The organism is Parasaccharibacter sp. TMW 2.1884 (assembly GCF_023337695.1).
In the GTDB taxonomy this organism is placed as follows: domain Bacteria; phylum Pseudomonadota; class Alphaproteobacteria; order Acetobacterales; family Acetobacteraceae; genus Bombella; species Bombella apis.
Genome location: NZ_QORR01000001.1, coordinates 261,511 through 278,442 on the forward strand (window position 1 = coordinate 261,511; position 16,932 = coordinate 278,442).

14 protein-coding genes are annotated in these 16,932 nt (G+C 62.2%); 12 read left to right on the forward strand and 2 right to left on the reverse strand.

Annotation, left to right across the window (positions count from 1 at the left end):
- Position 1 precedes the first annotated feature (1 nt).
- The 6 genes from DTI93_RS01145 (at position 2) to DTI93_RS01170 (ending at position 5,576) form a co-directional block, all read left to right on the forward strand.
- Positions 2-763: a ScpA family protein gene (locus DTI93_RS01145; RefSeq protein WP_081562984.1), complete on the forward strand. Its 762-nt coding sequence runs from the start codon at positions 2-4 to the stop codon at positions 761-763.
- Positions 756-1,388, forward strand: a complete 633-nt coding sequence (scpB, locus tag DTI93_RS01150; protein WP_081847733.1) for an SMC-Scp complex subunit ScpB — start codon at positions 756-758, stop codon at positions 1,386-1,388. Before DTI93_RS01145 ends, scpB begins: the two co-directional genes overlap by 8 nt.
- 16 nt (positions 1,389-1,404) lie before the next feature.
- On the forward strand, positions 1,405-2,028 hold the full coding sequence (tatB, locus tag DTI93_RS01155) for a Sec-independent protein translocase protein TatB (protein WP_052349119.1): 624 nt from the start codon (positions 1,405-1,407) through the stop codon (positions 2,026-2,028).
- A gap of 118 nt (positions 2,029-2,146) precedes the next feature.
- Positions 2,147-2,929, forward strand: coding sequence for a twin-arginine translocase subunit TatC (gene tatC, locus DTI93_RS01160; protein ID WP_043561487.1), 783 nt, complete (start codon positions 2,147-2,149; stop codon positions 2,927-2,929).
- 79 nt (positions 2,930-3,008) lie between these two features.
- Positions 3,009-4,274, forward strand: a complete 1,266-nt coding sequence (gene serS / locus DTI93_RS01165; protein WP_249079386.1) for a serine--tRNA ligase — start codon at positions 3,009-3,011, stop codon at positions 4,272-4,274.
- 195 nt (positions 4,275-4,469) lie between these two features.
- A complete protein-coding gene (locus DTI93_RS01170; protein WP_052349118.1) occupies positions 4,470-5,576 on the forward strand; it encodes a hypothetical protein in 1,107 nt (368 codons plus the stop codon).
- Between the two features lie 69 nt (positions 5,577-5,645).
- On the opposite strand, the gene DTI93_RS01175 is transcribed toward DTI93_RS01170, so the two are convergent.
- Positions 5,646-8,135, reverse strand: a complete 2,490-nt coding sequence (locus tag DTI93_RS01175) for a helicase-related protein (RefSeq protein ID WP_249079388.1) — start codon at positions 8,133-8,135, stop codon at positions 5,646-5,648.
- Positions 8,136-8,329: 194 nt separating this feature from the next.
- Here DTI93_RS01175 and DTI93_RS01180 point away from each other — a divergent pair, with 194 nt between their 5' ends.
- From DTI93_RS01180 to DTI93_RS01190, 3 genes are all read left to right on the forward strand, one after another.
- Positions 8,330-9,223 carry a ferredoxin--NADP reductase gene (locus DTI93_RS01180; protein ID WP_081562988.1) on the forward strand — a complete coding sequence of 298 codons (894 nt, stop codon included), beginning with the start codon at positions 8,330-8,332 and terminating at the stop codon, positions 9,221-9,223.
- Between the two features lie 203 nt (positions 9,224-9,426).
- Positions 9,427-10,818: a glutathione-disulfide reductase gene (gene gorA / locus DTI93_RS01185; RefSeq protein ID WP_249079390.1), complete on the forward strand. Its 1,392-nt coding sequence runs from the start codon at positions 9,427-9,429 to the stop codon at positions 10,816-10,818.
- A gap of 28 nt (positions 10,819-10,846) precedes the next feature.
- Positions 10,847-12,940, forward strand: a complete 2,094-nt coding sequence (locus tag DTI93_RS01190) for an FUSC family protein (protein ID WP_081562990.1) — start codon at positions 10,847-10,849, stop codon at positions 12,938-12,940.
- 76 nt (positions 12,941-13,016) lie between these two features.
- Here DTI93_RS01190 and DTI93_RS01195 read toward each other — a convergent pair whose 3' ends face one another.
- On the reverse strand, positions 13,017-13,463 hold the full coding sequence (locus tag DTI93_RS01195) for a hypothetical protein (protein ID WP_043560745.1): 447 nt from the start codon (positions 13,461-13,463) through the stop codon (positions 13,017-13,019).
- Positions 13,464-13,749: 286 nt separating this feature from the next.
- Here DTI93_RS01195 and DTI93_RS01200 point away from each other — a divergent pair, with 286 nt between their 5' ends.
- From DTI93_RS01200 to DTI93_RS01210, 3 genes are all read left to right on the forward strand, one after another.
- Positions 13,750-15,129: a class II 3-deoxy-7-phosphoheptulonate synthase gene (locus DTI93_RS01200; RefSeq protein WP_043560743.1), complete on the forward strand. Its 1,380-nt coding sequence runs from the start codon at positions 13,750-13,752 to the stop codon at positions 15,127-15,129.
- Between the two features lie 59 nt (positions 15,130-15,188).
- Positions 15,189-16,364, forward strand: coding sequence for a nicotinate phosphoribosyltransferase (locus tag DTI93_RS01205; RefSeq protein ID WP_043560740.1), 1,176 nt, complete (start codon positions 15,189-15,191; stop codon positions 16,362-16,364).
- Between the two features lie 107 nt (positions 16,365-16,471).
- Positions 16,472-16,921: a hypothetical protein gene (locus DTI93_RS01210; RefSeq protein ID WP_154981695.1), complete on the forward strand. Its 450-nt coding sequence runs from the start codon at positions 16,472-16,474 to the stop codon at positions 16,919-16,921.
- The last annotated feature ends 11 nt before the right edge of the window (positions 16,922-16,932 follow it).

Consider the following 16,932-nt stretch of genomic DNA (forward strand, 5'->3'; position numbering starts at 1 on the left):
AGTGAGTGACGCATTGCATCTCGTGCTGGAGGGATTCGAGGGACCGCTGGACCTTCTGCTTGACCTTGCACGTTCCCAGAAGGTGGACCTCCAGCAGATTTCCATTCTCCAGCTCAGTGAGCAGTATCTGGAGGTTGTGGAGCGGGCCCGGCAGGGGGCGGCGGCCCTGCGGCTGGAAATTGCGGCGGACTGGCTCGTCATGGCAGCCTGGCTGGCGTGGCTGAAGTCCCGCCTTCTTCTGCCCTCGGCCGAGCAGGATGATGAAGCGGAGGATGCTGCGGGCCAGCTGCATGAGCGGTTGATCGACCTGGAGCAGATGCACCGGGCGGCCGCCTGGCTGGAGGAACAGCCACGGCTGGGACGGGATGTTTTCGCCCGGGCCGAGGCGGAAAATCACACACGGATTGAAATGGCACCGCTGAAGGGGGATGTGCCGTCCCTTGTTCTGGCCTATCTGGCGGCACGGCGGCGGGGAGGGCGCAAGCGGACCTATTCCCCCCGCGTGGCACGGTACTGGAGTGCCCAGCAGGCGCGGGAGGCTCTGGCCCGCCTGCTGGGGCGCAGGCGGGTGGCAGGCTGGCAGTCCCTGACAGATGTTCTGCCAGAGCTGATGGAAGGTGGAGCGCTGGAGAAGCGGGCTGCTTTGGCCGGTGCCCTGATGGCCGGGCTGGAAATGGCTCGTGGCGGCAGGCTGGAGCTGCGGCAGGACAGGGCCTTCGGCACTATTGAATGGCGGGAAAGAGAGGAGACCGGGCATGAATGAGAGAGGGCCAGCCTTTCAGGAGCTCCCGCCGGACATGGCCGGGCAGGATGAGTTTGCCAGAGCTGTAAGCCTCGTGGAGGCTCTGCTTTTTGCCAGTGCAGGGCCGGTGACGGCCAGCAGCATTGTGGGGCTTCTGCGGGAGCAGGGGCTGGAGGCACAGGCCGACAGTCCGGGTGCCGTGCTGGATGGGGTAGCCCAGCGGTACAGGGGCCATGCGGTGGAGCTTCAGGCCATTTCCGGTGGCTGGCAGTTTCGGACGAGAGCCATGTTCGGCCCGGCTCTGGCACGGGTGATCGAGCGGCCGAGACGGCTGAGCCAGGGGACACTGGAGGCTCTGGCCATCGTGGCCTATCACCAGCCCTGCACCCGGGTGGAGATCGAGACGATCCGCGGGGTCCGGCTGGGGCAGAGCATTCTTGATACATTGCTGGAGGAAGGGCTGATCACGCCCAGGGGTCGCAAGGAGGTACCGGGCCGTCCCGTACTGTGGGGAACGACGCCCCAGTTCCTGAAACTGTTTGGCCTTGCAAGCCTTGCAGACCTGCCCCGTAGGGAGGAATTGCTTTTCGAGCCTTCTTCCGATGGGGCGGGAACTGGGCTAGAAGACACCATACAGCCTTCATGAGGGGAGATGGCCACCGATGTTCGACCTGAGCTGGACAGAAATTGCCCTTCTGGTGATCGTGGCCCTCGTCTGCATCGGCCCCAAGGACCTTCCGGTAGCCATGCGGACCCTGTCCAGAGCCATAAAGGGCATCCGTCGGTTGGGGGCAGAGTTCCAGCAGCATATTGATGAGATGGTCAAGGAGGCGGATCTCAGCGAGGCGAGGGACCAGCTGCGGGAGATCAGGCAGTTCAGCCCACGGGAGCAGCTGCGCAGGGCCATTGACCCGGACCGCTCGCTGGACAGGCAGCTGGATGTTGGGCGGCAGGAAGGGATGCCCATGGCGCCTCCACCGCCACCACCACCACCTCCACCACCGCCCGCACCGGGCAGTGAGGAGTTGGGGGGCTCCCGGTCCCATGTTCCCCCCGCCCAGCCTCATAACGCCCGTATGCAGGCACAGGCAGAAGCGCTGGAGCGTGCCCCGGCCATCCTTCCTCCGACAACAGCCCTGCGGTTGATCGAGGAATCCCGTTATTGGCACCGTCCGGCATTTCTTCCGCCGGAGATTGCCCTGCATAATGGTCGTCGTGCGGCCATCCTGACAGCAGCCCAGCCCTCTGAGAGCATGAAAGGAGAGCCGCAGCATGGTTCAGCCTGAGACATCCGGTGATACGGCACGGACACCCGCCCAGCAGGTGGAGCAGCCTGCTGGGGCGCCGGGGGGCGGAACGGTGCCAGGGCAGGCGCAGGAGCGCAGCGTGGCCGGTGATACGCCCATGCCCCTGCTTGATCATCTGATGGAACTGCGGCGGCGGCTCATCTGGTCTCTGGCAACCTTTGTGGTGGCCTTTCTCGTCTGCTATCATTTTTCCGGCGAGATATACCGGTTTCTGGCGGCGCCTCTGGCCAGCATCATGCGGCAGAAGGGCGAGCAGCCGCATCTCATCTATACCGCCCTGTATGAGGCTTTCTTCACCTATGTGCGTGTGGCCGTATTCGGGGCGTTCTTCCTGTCTTTTCCCATGATGGCCATCCAGGCATGGATATTCATTGCGCCGGGCCTGTACCGCAATGAGAAGAAGGCGTTCGCCCCGTTCCTGATCGCCACGCCGCTGCTGTTTCTGGCCGGGGCGGCGCTGGCCTATTATCTGGTCTTCCCGTTTGCGTGGAAGTTCTTCCTGTCCTTCCAGCAGCTTGGTGGTGAGAACCAGATGGGGATTGAACTTCAGGCCCGCGTGTCGGAATATCTGAATCTGGTCACGAAGATGATCATGGCCTTTGGCATCTGTTTCGAGCTGCCTGTGGTGCTGACCCTTCTGGTCCGGGCCGGACTGGTGGGTACGGCCCTGCTGCGGCGCATCCGCCGTTATGCCTATGTAGGTGCCTTCGCCATTGCGGCGGTCATCGCCCCGCCGGATGCCATCACCATGCTTGGGCTGGCCATACCGCTGGTCGGGCTGTACGAGGTGTCCATCCTTGCCGCCCGCATGGTCGAGCCGAAGCCGGTTACGGCCGATGATGATGATGAGGCCCTGCCCGAGCGTGGGGACGCCGCCTGAAGGCGACATTTCCTCGGCAGGGGAAACTGGTATAGACAGACCCTGACAGTTGTAGAGACCCAGCGGAGTATCCCGACCCATGCATGACCTTAAAGCCCTACGTGCAGACCCCGCCGCTTTTGATGCCGCCCTTGCCCGTCGTGGCCTGCCCGCCGTGGCTGAATCCCTCGTGAAGGAGGATGAGCGGCGCCGTGCCGCCCTGGCCGAGTTGCAGGAGGCACAGGGGCAGAGAAAAGGGCTGGCCAAGGAAATCGGACAGGCCAAGCGCAAAGGTGAGGATACGGCTGGGATCGAGGCCCGTGGTGCCGCCCTGCGGGACCAGATCGCCACTCTGGAAGCCCGTGCCAATGAGATACAGAAGCGTATCGATGATGTGCTCCAGCAGCTGCCGAATCAGCTGGATGCAAACGTGCCTGATGGCCGGGATGAAAACGACAATGTGGTCGTGCATCAGCGGGGGGAGGTGCCGTCCTTCGCTTTCGAGGCGAAGCAGCATTTCGAGCTGGGCGAGGCTCTGGGCATGATGGACTTCCCCGCCGCGGGAAAAATTGCCGGGTCCCGCTTCGTGATGCTGCGGGGCGCCCTGGCCCGGCTGGAGCGGGCACTGGGGCAGTTCATGCTGGATACCCATACGGGTGAATTCGGTTATGAGGAAGTGACTGTCCCTCTGCTCGTCAATGATGCAGCCATGTATGGCACGGACAAGCTGCCGAAATTTGCCGAGGATTCCTTCCATACCGATGATGGCCGCTGGCTGATCCCGACCGGTGAAGTGCCGCTGACGGCCTCCGTCATGGGGGACATCCTGCCCGCCGAGAGCCTGCCACGCCGCATGACGACCCTTTCCACCTGTTTCCGGTCCGAGGCCGGGTCGGCAGGGCGGGACGTGCGGGGGATGCTCCGTCAGCATCAGTTCACCAAATGTGAGCTTGTGTCCGTCGTGGCACCGGAGGAGAGCGAGGCGGAGCATGAGCGCATGACCCGTGCTGCCGAAACGGTGTTGGAAAGGCTGGGCCTGCCCTTCCGCCGGGTGCTGCTCTGTGCCGGGGATACGGGCTTTGGTGCGGCAAAGACGTACGATCTGGAAGCCTGGCTGCCGGGGCAGCAGGCATGGCGTGAGGTGTCGTCCTGCTCCAACACGAGGGACTTTCAGGCCCGCCGCATGAATGCCCGGATGCGCCGGGAGAAGACGACGGTTTTCGTCCATACCCTCAACGGCTCTGGCCTTGCTGTGGGCCGGGTCATGATCGCCCTGATGGAAGTCCACCAGCAGGAAGATGGCAGCATCAGGGTGCCGGAGGTTCTGCGCCACTACATGGGTGGTCTGGACGTCATCCGGGCCTGAAAAAGCAGGAGGGATCATCCGTATCGGCTGGGATATGGATGATTGCTTGATGGTGCTTGAGGCCTGAAAAATATTTCCATTGAGTCATGAGCCTGCTTGCTGGTCAGTGGCGGGGGGCCTGTGATAGATGTCGTGGACTTGATCATGTGCAGGCGGCATGGACGCTCTGGCATATTTTGTTTTTCAGGATAACTCATGACACTGCTTCGTTCTCTGGGATGTGCCTTTGCTGTGGGTACATTGGCCCTGTCTGCCTGCTCATCATCTATCGGGCCACACAACATGCGGCGCGACCGGCTGGATTATGAGAAGGAGATGAGTCGGCAGCAGAATCAGGAGATGCTCTTCAACATCGTGCAGCTCCGCTATTCCCTGTCACCTACATTGATCGAACCGACACAGATCATCTCGGCCTATACGGCAGAGACGAATACCAGTGCGAACATCAGCGGTACGCCCTGGATTCAGGGTGCCGGGGGAACACTGGGCGGCTCGCTGGGCTATTCCTATAGTGACAGCCCGACGGTGACGTATCAGCCGGTTTCCGGGATGCAGTTCTCGGTCAACATCCTGCGGCCCATCTCACCGCAGACGCTTCTGCCGCTGATTTCCAGCGGTCTGCCGGTCGATACGCTGTTGCAGATGACGATGCAGTCCATCGGTCCAGCCAGCAACACGACCAGCACGATTGCCGGGACGGAAGGCAAGGAAGCTTCCATCCGTTTCACCTATCTGCTGCGGGCACTGCGGAAACTCCAGGCAGGCAATGCGCTGAGTATCCGGAGCATTGCGCCGACACCGGCAACCAAGACGCAACCCGCTCAGCCAGAACGGACCTTCATCCTGCTGCCCCACAGCAGTGCGCCGGAGATTACCGAGCTTCAGGGGCAGGTGCGGCAGGCTCTCCAGTTGCCACCGGGCTGTGAACAGGCCGAGGTCATCTATGGCCGTACGGCGGATCATCCGGGCCAGGTGGCGATGGTGACACGTTCCATGCTGTCGATCTGGGAAGACGTTGCGAGCACGATGGAAGTGCCGCAGAAGATGGTGGACAAGGGCGTGACGGCTCCGTCCGTGGTCCGTGGTCCGAACGAACCGCAGCCGGCCATCATCATTCATTGCAGTCCGGAGAAACCCAGCAACGAGCAGGCTTACACCTCCGTCGAGTATGAAGGGTCATGGTACTGGATTGCCAAGGATGACCTGGCCAGCAAGCTGGCTTTTTCGATGCTTCAGTTCATTCATGCCATTGCGGAGACAGCTTCTGCCAAGGGGGCCATGGTCACCATTCCCAGCCGCTGAGGCTGACTGGCTGACCTGAAACAGGAACGGGCGTGCCTTGTGAAAGGCCCGCCCGTTTTTTGAGGTGGATTATTCCTTCCTGCGCCGTTTGTGTGGTTTTTTCTTCTCGAAGCCTCCAGCCTTGCCTCGTGGTCCCTTGGGCCGACCATGATTTTCCTGCCGCCCGGGAGGCGGGCCAGTCCGGCGGCCCTGATGGCGGCGGGAGGATTCACGCATCCGGCTCTGGGTGCGAAGAACCTGCTCGATCCATTCATCGAGAATGGCGGCATTGCGTTCGGCAACGATGAGTTCCGGATAGTTCTCCGGGAAGCGCATGGCCAGCCACCGCCATGTGACAAGGCGACGATGGCGTTTCTCGGCCCGTTCCAGCTCTTCCCGCCCGGCCGTGGCCGCAGCGGGGAGGCGGCCCGTGCCGGGGGGGAAGATGCGCTGCCCACGGGCATGGAGGGCGGCCCATTCCACAAGGCGGGGGATGCCGTTGTCCCGTGTGTTGATCGGGCACATGGCGTAGGTCCAGCGGGTGGAGAGGTCCAGCCCGTCCACGCCTTCCAGTGCGGCGGCAATTTCCAGAGCCTGCTCCATGTCGGCAAGACGGTAATTTGGGTCATCCGGGCGGAGGACGGCCCGCTTGATGCGGGTCAGCACGCCGTAAAGGCTGTCTGATCCCATTTCCTGCGCAACGGCCTGCACGATGTCCGCATCGGGCTGGACGAGGGGGCGGAGTTCCAGCGTGGGTTCCGGCGGAGCGTCCAGCATCTGGCGGATGAAGCTGGGGCGGCCTGCCCCTTCCAGCACGCAGACCAGCCCTTCCTCATGCTTGCCGAAACGGCCTGCCCGTCCACCGATCTGTTTGACTTCCTGCGAGACAAGGTTGCGTGTCTGCCGTCCGTCATATTTGCGCAGCGTGCTGAACACCACCCGGCGGATGGAGAGGTTGAGGCCCATGCCGATGGCATCCGTCGCGATGAGGATGTCCGCTTCACCCCGGTTGAAGCGGGCGGCCTCGGCCCGGCGGACTTCCGGGCTTAGGGCACCATAGATGACGGCGACCCGGCGGTTATGGGCCATCAGTTCGGCCCGGAGGTCCAGCACGTCCCGACGGGAAAAGGCGATGAGGGCATCACCGGCCCGCAGGTCCGTCAGGGCCAGTGTTCCGGCGGGGCGGAGCGGGCTTTTGCGCTCCAGATGGATCTCATCCACCGGGTCATTGCAGAGTTCGGCAATGCGCTTGACGAGCGGGATGCAGTCCGCCGCTCCGAGGATGAAGACGTGCCGTGCCGGAACGCCCATGATGGCGGCCGTCCACGCCGCTCCCCGGTCCGGGTCGCTGAGCATCTGGGCCTCATCGATGATGGCTACGTCAACAGGGTTGCTGAAGGGGCACATCTCCACCGTGGCGGCCAGATGGCGGGCCGTGGGGTCGATGATGCGTTCTTCTCCGGTTGTCAGTGAGGCCGGAACACCCCGGCTGAGCATGGCTTCCCGGAATTCATGGGCCAGCAGCCGCAGGGGGGCGAGGGCCAGACCGCTCTCTGCCTGGGAGAGGGCCTCCAGTGCCGTGTGGGACTTGCCGGAATTGGTAGGGCCGGTCACCAGCGTGATGCGGCGTTTCAGCGCACGGGCAGTGCGGAAATGGGCGGCGAAGCGGTCCAGTGCGGCGACACGGGCGATGGCCGCATTGCCCTTGCGGGCCTGCGGGCTGTCATCATAGCCGTCACTCTCCTTCTGGCCCGTGCCACGTCGCCAGCTGTTGAGCAGGGGGCGGCATTTTTTCAGCTCTGCCGGGTCGAAATGGAAAATTTCCAGCCCGTCCGGCTGCATGTCCCGCTTGGCGACGGGGATGCGGTTCTCGGCGATCCAGCGCAGGGCCTCCCGGCGGGAGCAGTGCAGCAGGGCAGGAACCTTCTCGAAGCCGACAAGGGTGGCTTCCCAGTCCCTGATCTTCTGGAGTTCCCGTGCTCGGCGGGCTTCGGCCCTGGCCCGGATATCTTCCTGCTCCCGTGCCCGGCGTTCCTCCTCAAGGATCATCTCATCCTCGAAGCCAAGGTCCACGCCACCAAAGGCCCGGGCGATGCTGTGGGAGAGCCGTTCAATCTGCGTGCCGGAGAGGAAGGTGCCGACATCGGCAAAGTCCGCCCGCATGTCGTCCAGCACCCGCAGGGGGGTGTCTGCCATGTCCCGCCAGCGTTCTTCCAGCACGCTTTCCAGCACGGCGTTCTGGCCGTTCTCGTCAATCAGCGGATCGCTGATGCGTTCGGCCGCCAGAAGGACATCGGCCTTGCGGACCCAGACATCTCCGTTGCGATGGGCACGGTTCATCATGCCACTGGCCCAGCTGCGGCGGCGGACCTGGCAGAGCGCATGGAGCAGCTCGGCCTCGTTGATCTCCGTCTTGTCGGCTCCCAGCCGGCGGGCGACCTGCCGCAGGAGGGAGGCCCGTTCCCGTGGGGTGATGGCCAGGTGCGCCCCAAAGGCAGATTCAGCCTGTTCGAGGGCACGCTCTGCCGGGGAGGCGGGGGTGAAGGAGGAGGGATCGTGGGGCTGGGAACTGTCTGTCATGCAGGTGTTTTCAGGAGGGCAGGGCCGGGAAGTCAAGAGAAAAGGGGGCATGGCGTCCCGTTTCTGGTGACAATCGGGTAAAAGAAAGGCATGTTGTCGAACATGCCGGTCGGTGCCCCCGGTCTCCGGGTGGTGCCGTGCCCTGTTGACTGAACATGATGTGATTTTTGCATTTCTGGAGATGACGACGGATCATGAGCACGCCTTACCCCGCTGAATCCGCCCCCACACCCGTGATTGATGAGCCGTTGACCGGCCTTGTCCCCTTTGAAGGGCATGAGGGCCAGTATCGCCTTGCCGAACCGACCAAGGAATATGGTCACCTCTATCCGGCCAAGGTCCAGCAGGTCCATCACTGGACGAACCGCCTTTTCAGCTTCACAACGACTCGTGACCCTGGCCTGCGTTTCTCCAACGGCCAGTTTGCGATGATTGGCATCGAGGTGGAGGGCAAGCCGCTGCTGCGTGCCTATTCTCTTGCTTCCGCCAACTATGAGGATCAGATGGAGTTCCTCTCCATTGCCGTGGAGAATGGCCCGCTGACCTCCCGCCTGCGTCACGTCAAGGTGGGTGACACGGTGCTGATCGGCCGCAAGCCGGTGGGGACCCTGCTGCTGGACAACCTGAAGCCGGGCCGCAATCTTTATTTCCTCTCCACCGGGACAGGTCTTGCGCCGTTCCTGAGCCTCATCAAGGACCCGGACGCCTATGACCGTTATGAGAACGTGATCCTCACCCATACGGTGCGTGAGCGTGGCGAGCTGGCCTATCGTGATTACATCACGAACATCCTGCCCAAACATGAGTTCCTCGGTGAGGATGTGGCCGCCAAGCTGAAATATTATCCGGCTGTCACCCGTGAGGAGTTCCCCGTGCAGGAGCGCATCACGGCCCTGATCAATAACGGGCGCATCTTCCGTGACCTGAACATTGACGAGCTGGACCCCGAGCATGACCGCGTGATGATCTGCGGGTCCCCGGAGATGCTGGCCGATACCCAGAAGCTGCTGGAAGAGCGTGGCTTTGAGGAAGGCAACATGAGCCGTCAGGGCTCCTATGTGGTCGAAAAGGCTTTTGCCGAGCGGTAAAGGCGAGGCTGTAAAATCAGCGGACCCGTAAGCGGGCAGGTTCGAGCGGGTATGAGTAGGCGATGTGTGGCGGGGCCCCTCACGCATCGGTGAAGCCCCTCGGGCCTGCCCGTTCTGCTATCTGGTGGAAACGGGTCATGCAGGTGTGGCGATAATCAGGGCCTGTTTCCCCTGGCTGAAGGGGGAGAGGTGGGAGGAACGTTATGCAGGATTATGATCTCTTTGTGATCGGTGCGGGGTCGGGCGGGGTGCGCTGCGCCCGCATTGCAGCCCAGAATGGTGCCCGTGTGGGTATTGCCGAGCGCAGACACTGGGGTGGTACCTGTGTCAATCTGGGCTGTGTTCCCAAGAAGCTGATGGTCTATGCAGCCGAAACGGGCCGGATGATCGAGGATGCCCCGGCGTTCGGCTGGGATGTGCAGCGCCCGTCCTCCTTTGACTGGTACGGCTTCCTTGCCGCCAAGGACCGGGAAATCGAGCGGCTGAATGGTATTTATGTCTCCATGCTGGAGAAGGCCGGGATCGACCTCTACACGGGTGATGCCCGGCTGCTGGATGCCAATACGCTGGAGATCGGCCCGTCCGTTCTGGCACCGGAGGCTCCGGTCCAGCGCGTCCGTGCCAGGAAGATCGTTCTGGCACCCGGCTCCACCCCCGTGCGGCTGGATATTCCGGGTGCTGAGCTGGCCATCACCTCTGATGAGCTGTTCCATCTGCCCGAGCGGCCCCAGAGGGTTGCCATCATTGGCGGCGGTTATATCGGGGTGGAATTCGCCGGGATTCTGGCGGGCATGGGCTCGCAGGTGGACCTGTTCTACCGCCAGCCCCTGCCACTGCGTGGATTTGATGAGGAAGTCCGTACGCATCTCAGGGAGCTGATCGACCTGCATGGCATCACCCAGCATCCGGGCACCTCGCCGGTCCGTCTGGAGGATATTGGTGGCGGCAGGGCCGTCCGTCTGGTGATGGATGACGGGGCCTCTTACGAGGTCGATGCGGTCATCATGGCTACGGGGCGCCGGGCTGCCGTGGATTCCCTGGGGCTGGATGCCGCAGGTGTGGCGGTGGAGAAAGGACATGTCGTGGCGGGGGTGGATGGCAGGACCAATGTGCCCTCCATCTATGCCATCGGGGATGTCAGGGATCAGTACAACCTGACCCCTACTGCCATTGCGGAAGGTCACATGCTGGCCGAGCAGCTCTTCAATCCGCAGGGGCGGACATGGTCCTTCGAGACCCTGCCGAAGGCCGTCTTCTTCTCATCCCCCGTGGGTGTCGTGGGGATGAGCGAGGAAGAGGCAGCCAAAACGCATGATCTTGCCATCTATACGTCCCGCTTCACCCCCATGCGGCAGACGCTGCCCAAACGGGCAGGGAAGATACTGATGAAGCTGGTGGTGGACCGTCACAGTGATGTGGTGCTGGGTGCCCACATGGTCGGGCCGGATGCTCCTGAGATCATCCAGATGCTGGCCATTGCCGTGACGGCGAAGCTGACAAAGAAGCAGCTGGACCAGACCGTGGCCCTGCACCCCAGCACGGCAGAAGAGTTCGTGACGATGAGGACGCCCACCCGTCTGGTGGACCGCCACTGAACGGGCTGGCAGGAGGGCAGGGCGGATCATGAACTGGCTCAAGTTACAGCCGAATACCCTGAGTGCCGTTCTGTTCTCCCTGCGGACGACCATCGCCTCGCTTGTGGCGCTTGCCATCGCCTTCTGGATGGAGATGGGATCGCCCCAGTGGGCTGCCATGACGGTCTGGATCGTGGCGCAGAATTCCCGTGGGATGAGCCTTTCCAAAGGGCGCTGGCGCATTGCCGGAACCCTGCTGGGCATGGTGGGAGGCATCAGCCTGATAGCGGTAGCCCCGCAGCATCCGTGGATTTTCTTTGTGTTGCTGGCCGGCTGGGTTGGCTGGTGTACCGGCATGGCCTGCATGCTGGAGAATTTCCGGGGTTATGCCATGGTTCTGGCCGGTTATACCGGGGCCATCATTGCTGTCGGTGCTTCGGAACATCCCGATCAGGTCTTCTATATTGCCATGGCCCGCGGGTCTTACATCCTGCTGGGTGTGGTGTGTGAAATGGTGGCAGGAATGGTCACCGTGCCGGGGGCAGACCGGGTGGCCCGTACGGACCTCCAGCAGCGTATGGCTGCCCTGCTCAGCCAGACAGCCGCGGCTCTGGCCCTCATCCTGCGTCAGGACGAGAAGGGTGTGGCGGAGATGACCCGCATTCTTGGCTCGTTGCAGGGGTTCAATGATCAGCTTGAATTCATCCGTATTGATTCCCGTCATGCAGGCGAAGAGGCGGATCAGGCCTATGTGACGCTGGAGCGTGTGTCCTTCGTGCTGGCCCGTGGGGTGGGGGTCCGCTCCCGGCTTGCATCAGCACCGCACATACCGGCCCGGCTGGCAGCCGGCCTGGAACGTGTCGCCGGGGAGCTGGATGGCATCGCAGCCCTGCTCAGGCAGGACACGGCTCATGTCATGGCTGGGCTGGGCCAGCTTGAAACCATGCTCCAGGAAAATCATGACGAGCTGGAACGCTGCCTCTCCCGGGATGATGAGGATGCTCTCCAGCAGGGTATTGTTGGGGTAGGGGTGGAGATCATGCTCATTGATTTCCGCTCGGCGGTGGAGTCCCACTATGCAGGTCTGCGGAAACTGCCCGCCCTGAAACGCCATCGCATAAAACGTCAGGCGGATGGGCGGCTTGCAACCATCAACGCCATCCGGGCTGCCGTGGCCATATTGATCGGCGCCTTTGTCTGGGAGGTGACGGCATGGTCCTATGGGGGGGCTTACATGAGCCTGCTCAGCGTGGTGTGCGCCCGGTTCGCAATCATGAACAACATGATCCTGATCAGCAAATATTTCTTCTATGGGGCTGTCTGCTCCGTACTGGCCAGCATCATTCCGGTTTTCCTGGTCATGCCCATCACGTCGGACTATGCCGTTTTCGCCATACCGGTTGCCGTGCTGATGTTCCTCGGGGGGCTGGCACTGCGTATACCCGCTCTGGCAGGGGTTGCAGCGTCCTATGTCAATTTCTTTCCGTGGGTTCTAACTCTGGACAATCAGGCCAGGGTGGATGAGGTGACATGGTTCAACCAGTCGCTTGCCCTGTTGCTTGCCTTGTGGAGCGGTGTGCAGGTGTTCCGCACGGTTCTGCCTTTCTCCGTGACACAGGCATGGGCACAGTTGCGGCGGCAGCTGGTCAAGGAGATTCAGAAGCTGAAAGAGCCCCTGCGGGGACGGGCCCAGACCCAACGGCTCTGGACCAACGAGACAACCCTGCGGATGGAGCAGATCATCCGTTTTGCGGGCCAGATCCCGCAGGATGAGGTTGACAGCATGATTCGTGGCACGCTGGCCGTCATGACGGTCGGGCGGAACCTGTTGACCCTGCGGGACCTTGTTGCGCTCGGGCGTCTGCCCCCAAGCGCCCTGGCCGCCGGGGAGCATATGGTCCGGGACATCATCCATCTGACTGAACAGGGGCAGGAAAGCAGCCCGATGACGGTGGAAGAGTTCACGCAGGAACAGGCCCATCTGGAAACTGTCTTCCATGGCAGTAGAGGGCTGTCCCGTCGGCGGGACCTTGCTGCCGGGATAGGCTGCCTCAGGATCATCCGCTTTGAGTATCAGACAAGCCGGACGTTCTTTCTCAGGGGGTATGGCGCCGCAGCAGGGCAGGTACTGGGGGCAGGATGAAAAAAAGCCCCGTCTCCTAGCGGGGAGACGGGGCTTTTCCGGGGGCGGGCTGACCGTTTACAGGTCGCTTTTCCCCTCAGAAACCATTGCCGCGCGGGGCGACCCAGCCATTGCCGGTAGCGTCACCCACCTGGCCACTCTGGATGGGGTTGGTATCCTGATAGGAGCTGCCGAATTTGCCGAGATTGCTGCCCGTGACAGCATCACGGTTGGAGCGGAGATGGGCCTCGTGCTCCGGGTCCGGGCCATTTTCGAACTCCGTGGAGGGAACATCCTGATAGCCCGGCGGCGGCGGACGATGCCCCCGGGCACGGAAGTGCTCACCACCTTTCACGGCGTTTTTCTGTGCCTGCTGGGCAGCCTGTTTTGAGGAGGTAGTGGCGGGGTTGTCCTGATAGGGGGTGCTGAAGTGGACCGTCTGGGCCATGGCACCCGGCATAGCAGCCGGAACAAGAGCCGCAAGACCGAGGGCAGCCGTCACGGCTGTCAGGCATCTGGAGACTGAATGAAAAGGCGAAGCCATGTGTGTTCTGTTCCTGCGTAGATGGGAAGTACTTCCTTCCCCCATATATCCTTTCAGGCGGCGGGATGATCAAGCCTTTTCAGGGTAAAATGATGAAGGAACCGCAGGGCGGTCATGGCATGGCCGCATGGGCGAAAGGAGCCGGGTTGAATATTTTGCGGCCTGCTCTACCATTCGGCGGGCATTTCGGTCATAAAATCACCCACTGGAATGACAGCTCCAACCATTACGTTACGGGCGGCCCATCCCATGAGCAGGGTCGCTTCCCTTGTCGCAGGAGAACAAGATGCAGCAGTCAGACGGGCACAGCAGCACGACACAATGGTCACCGGCCAGCTGGCGCCTGCGTCCGATCCGTCAGGCCCCGACCTATGAGGATGGGGCAGCCCTTGCCGCAGTGGAAGAACGTCTGCATCGCTATCCGCCGCTCGTTTTTGGCGGGGAGGCCCGCCGCCTGAAAGAGCGTCTGGCGGCTGCCTCCCGCGGGGAGGCCTTCGTTCTTCAGGGAGGGCCTTGTGCCGAAAGTTTCGGGGAGTTCACCGGGGACATCATCCGGGATACGTTCCGTGTCCTGTTGCAGATGGCTGCCATCCTGACCTTCTCCGCCAAGGTTCCGGTCGTGAAGATCGGGCGCATGGCCGGGCAGTATGCCAAGCCCCGTTCTTCCGATGTGGAGAAGCGGGATGGCGTGGAGCTGCCCTGCTACCGTGGTGACAATGTCAATAGTCCGGAATTCACTGCCGAGGCCCGCAGGCCGGACCCGGCCCGTATGGAGATGGGCTATTTTCAGGCGGCAGGCGTGCTGAACCTGCTGCGGGCCTATTCCCGGGGCGGGTTTGCCAATCTGCATGACATCCATCGCTGGAATCTGGACTATGTCCGCAACTCCCCGCAGGGTGAGCGTTATGAACAGCTGGCCTCCCAGGTGGAGGATACGCTGGCCTTCATGAAAGCCTGTGGCGTGGAGGACAATGCCCCGCATTACGATGAGGTGGAGTTCTATACCTCTCATGAAGCCCTGCTCCTGCCTTATGAGCAGGCTCTGGCCCGTGTGGATGAGGTGACAGGCCGCCATTATGGCCTGTCGGCCCATTTCCTCTGGATTGGCGACCGTACCCGCCAGCCGGAGGGGGCGCATGTGGAGTTCCTGCGTGGGGTGGACAACCCGATCGGCATCAAGGTCGGGCCGACCACGACCATTGAGGATCTCCAGAAACTTCTGGAAATCCTTAATCCGCAGGATGAAGCAGGCCGCATCACGCTCATTTCCCGCATGGGCCACAGCAAGGTGCGTGAGCTCCTGCCCCCGTTGCTGGAGGCCGTGCGCAGGACAGGCCGGACCGTGACATGGATATGTGACCCCATGCACGGCAACACCACCACGTCGTCCAACAAATACAAGACCCGTGCTTTCGAGCATGTTCTGGACGAGATCATGGGCTTCCTTGATGTGTTCGAGCAGGCCGGTGTGGTGCCTGGTGGCATTCATCTTGAGATGACCGGCAGCGACGTGACGGAATGTACGGGTGGTCCCCGGTGTCTGACGGATGCCGATCTGCCGACCCGGTACACGACATTCTGTGACCCGCGGCTGAATGCCGAGCAGTCTCTGGAGATCGCCTTTCAGCTTTCAGACCGGCTGAAGCGTATTTTCGGAAAACGCTGAAGGTGTCCGCCCGGCCGTAAGCGCAGGATCGGCCCAGTTCTGTCAGGGGAGACAGCGTGATGAGTTGGAAACAGACTCTCGAGCAGGCCCGCAGCCCGCAGGAGGCGTTGGATGCGCCGCAGATCGAGGGACGGACGGATGCCTATTTCCTGCGGATGCGGGACATCGTCAGCCAGTTTGGCGATTGTGAGGTCACCTATGCCGTGTTCGTCCGCCGTCCAGTCGTGGCGGCCTATGGGCTGGCCCTGCAATGGGTGCAGAATGTCGCCCGGCATCAGGGTTTTTCCGTCAGGATCACGGAGGTGCATCCAGAAGGTACATGGGTCGGAGCAGGGGATCCGCTCTTCTATTTGACAGGGTCGCTTGTTGCGCTGGCGCCGTTGGAGACGTTGCTGCTCCAGAAGACGGGTGCTGCCTGCGTGGCAGCTCATAACGCCTACCAGATGGCCCTTGCCCTGCCGAAGGTGCCTTTTCTGGCGATGGATGCCCGTCATTGTGCCGGTGGTGAGATGCAGGAGCTGATGGCCTATGCTGCCGCCGTGGGGTCACGGGCGGCACAGGCGGAAGGGGCCGTGGGCTTCATCGGCAATGCCAACCATGCCACGGCCCGTTTTTTCGGGCAGGAGCGTGGATTGGGGACCATGCCTCATGCCTTCATCGGTTATGCCGGGTCTACCCTGCGGGCGGCGGAAATGTATGTGGAGCGGTTCCCTGATGAACCTTTGACTGTGCTGGTGGACTATTTTGGGCAGGAAGTGACGGACATGCTGGAAGTCTGTCGCCGCTTTCCGGAAAGGGCCGCCGCAGGTGAGTTGAGTGTGCGGCTGGACACGCACGGAGGGCGCTTCCTCGAAGGGCTGGACCCGCAGCGTTCCTATGAGGTGCTGGAGCGGAACACGCCAGGCACCATCCGCCGCTACCGGTCGGAAAAGGAGCTGCGCTATCTGGTAGGGACGGGCGTTTCTGCGGCCGCCATCTGGCGGATGCGGGAAGCGTTGGATGAGGCAGGTTTTCCGAAGGTGAAAATTGTCGTTTCGTCCGGGTTCGGTATTTCCAAATGCATGGCCATGCATGATGCTTCTGCACCGATCGACATTGTGGGGACGGGGTCGTTCTTGCCGGATCGTTGGTCAGAAACCTACGCCACGGCTGATATTGTTTCCTACGACGGTGAGCCGAGGGTGAAGATCGGGCGTGAGTTCCTTCTTCAGAAAATTCAGGAAAGGGCCGGATGATGAATGACGAGGATAAAGAAGCCAGACGGGCTTTCATCAATGGAATCCGGGGCGGAGAAAGCGGGCAGAGTACGGAGGAAGCCGTGCAGGCAGAGGCCGAGGCAACCATGAAGCAGGATGAAGCCGGTTGGGTTGTCCGTATTCTGGATCAGTCCGGCGCCAGTGAGGGTGACGATGATGTGGTGGAAGAGGTGAAGGGCTTCTTCGACCTCGCCCACGCCAACGCTTTTGCCCGGGCCTATGTGCGGGACAGCATCGAGCGGTGCCGTGTCCCCGGTGCGGCGGATCGGGATGTGTTGCAGAGCTGGTTTGCTTTTGGCGAGAATGCCGAGGTCGTGGATGCTGGGGAAGACGGATGGAAGTCCAGCACGGAACTGGATGATTTCGTTTCCAGCCCGGCCACGCCGATGGAACGTGACTGGCGGGCACTGGACCCCCGCCGCCTCGTGAGTGACGAGGAACTGGCCGGACCGCCTGATGAGGACGGTCAGGATGACGATGATGATGAGGCCTTCGTGGCGGAGGTCATCCGCCGCCGTCAGGACGGGCAGCAGTAAGGGACCGGGAA

Bases quoted from the DNA above. Each gene is read 5' to 3' on its own strand.
- scpB (WP_081847733.1), top strand. From the start codon at position 756: ATGAATGAGAGAGGGCCAGCCTTTCAGGAGCTCCCGCCGGACATGGCC.
- tatB (WP_052349119.1), top strand. From the start codon at position 1,405: ATGTTCGACCTGAGCTGGACAGAAATTGCCCTTCTGGTGATCGTGGCC.
- tatC (WP_043561487.1), top strand. From the start codon at position 2,147: ATGCCCCTGCTTGATCATCTGATGGAACTGCGGCGGCGGCTCATCTGG.
- serS (WP_249079386.1), top strand. From the start codon at position 3,009: ATGCATGACCTTAAAGCCCTACGTGCAGACCCCGCCGCTTTTGATGCC.
- DTI93_RS01170 (WP_052349118.1), top strand. From the start codon at position 4,470: ATGACACTGCTTCGTTCTCTGGGATGTGCCTTTGCTGTGGGTACATTG.
- DTI93_RS01175 (WP_249079388.1), bottom strand. From the start codon at position 8,135: ATGACAGACAGTTCCCAGCCCCACGATCCCTCCTCCTTCACCCCCGCC.
- DTI93_RS01180 (WP_081562988.1), top strand. From the start codon at position 8,330: ATGAGCACGCCTTACCCCGCTGAATCCGCCCCCACACCCGTGATTGAT.
- gorA (WP_249079390.1), top strand. From the start codon at position 9,427: ATGCAGGATTATGATCTCTTTGTGATCGGTGCGGGGTCGGGCGGGGTG.
- DTI93_RS01190 (WP_081562990.1), top strand. From the start codon at position 10,847: ATGAACTGGCTCAAGTTACAGCCGAATACCCTGAGTGCCGTTCTGTTC.
- DTI93_RS01195 (WP_043560745.1), bottom strand. From the start codon at position 13,463: ATGGCTTCGCCTTTTCATTCAGTCTCCAGATGCCTGACAGCCGTGACG.
- DTI93_RS01200 (WP_043560743.1), top strand. From the start codon at position 13,750: ATGCAGCAGTCAGACGGGCACAGCAGCACGACACAATGGTCACCGGCC.
- DTI93_RS01205 (WP_043560740.1), top strand. From the start codon at position 15,189: ATGAGTTGGAAACAGACTCTCGAGCAGGCCCGCAGCCCGCAGGAGGCG.
- DTI93_RS01210 (WP_154981695.1), top strand. From the start codon at position 16,472: ATGAAGCAGGATGAAGCCGGTTGGGTTGTCCGTATTCTGGATCAGTCC.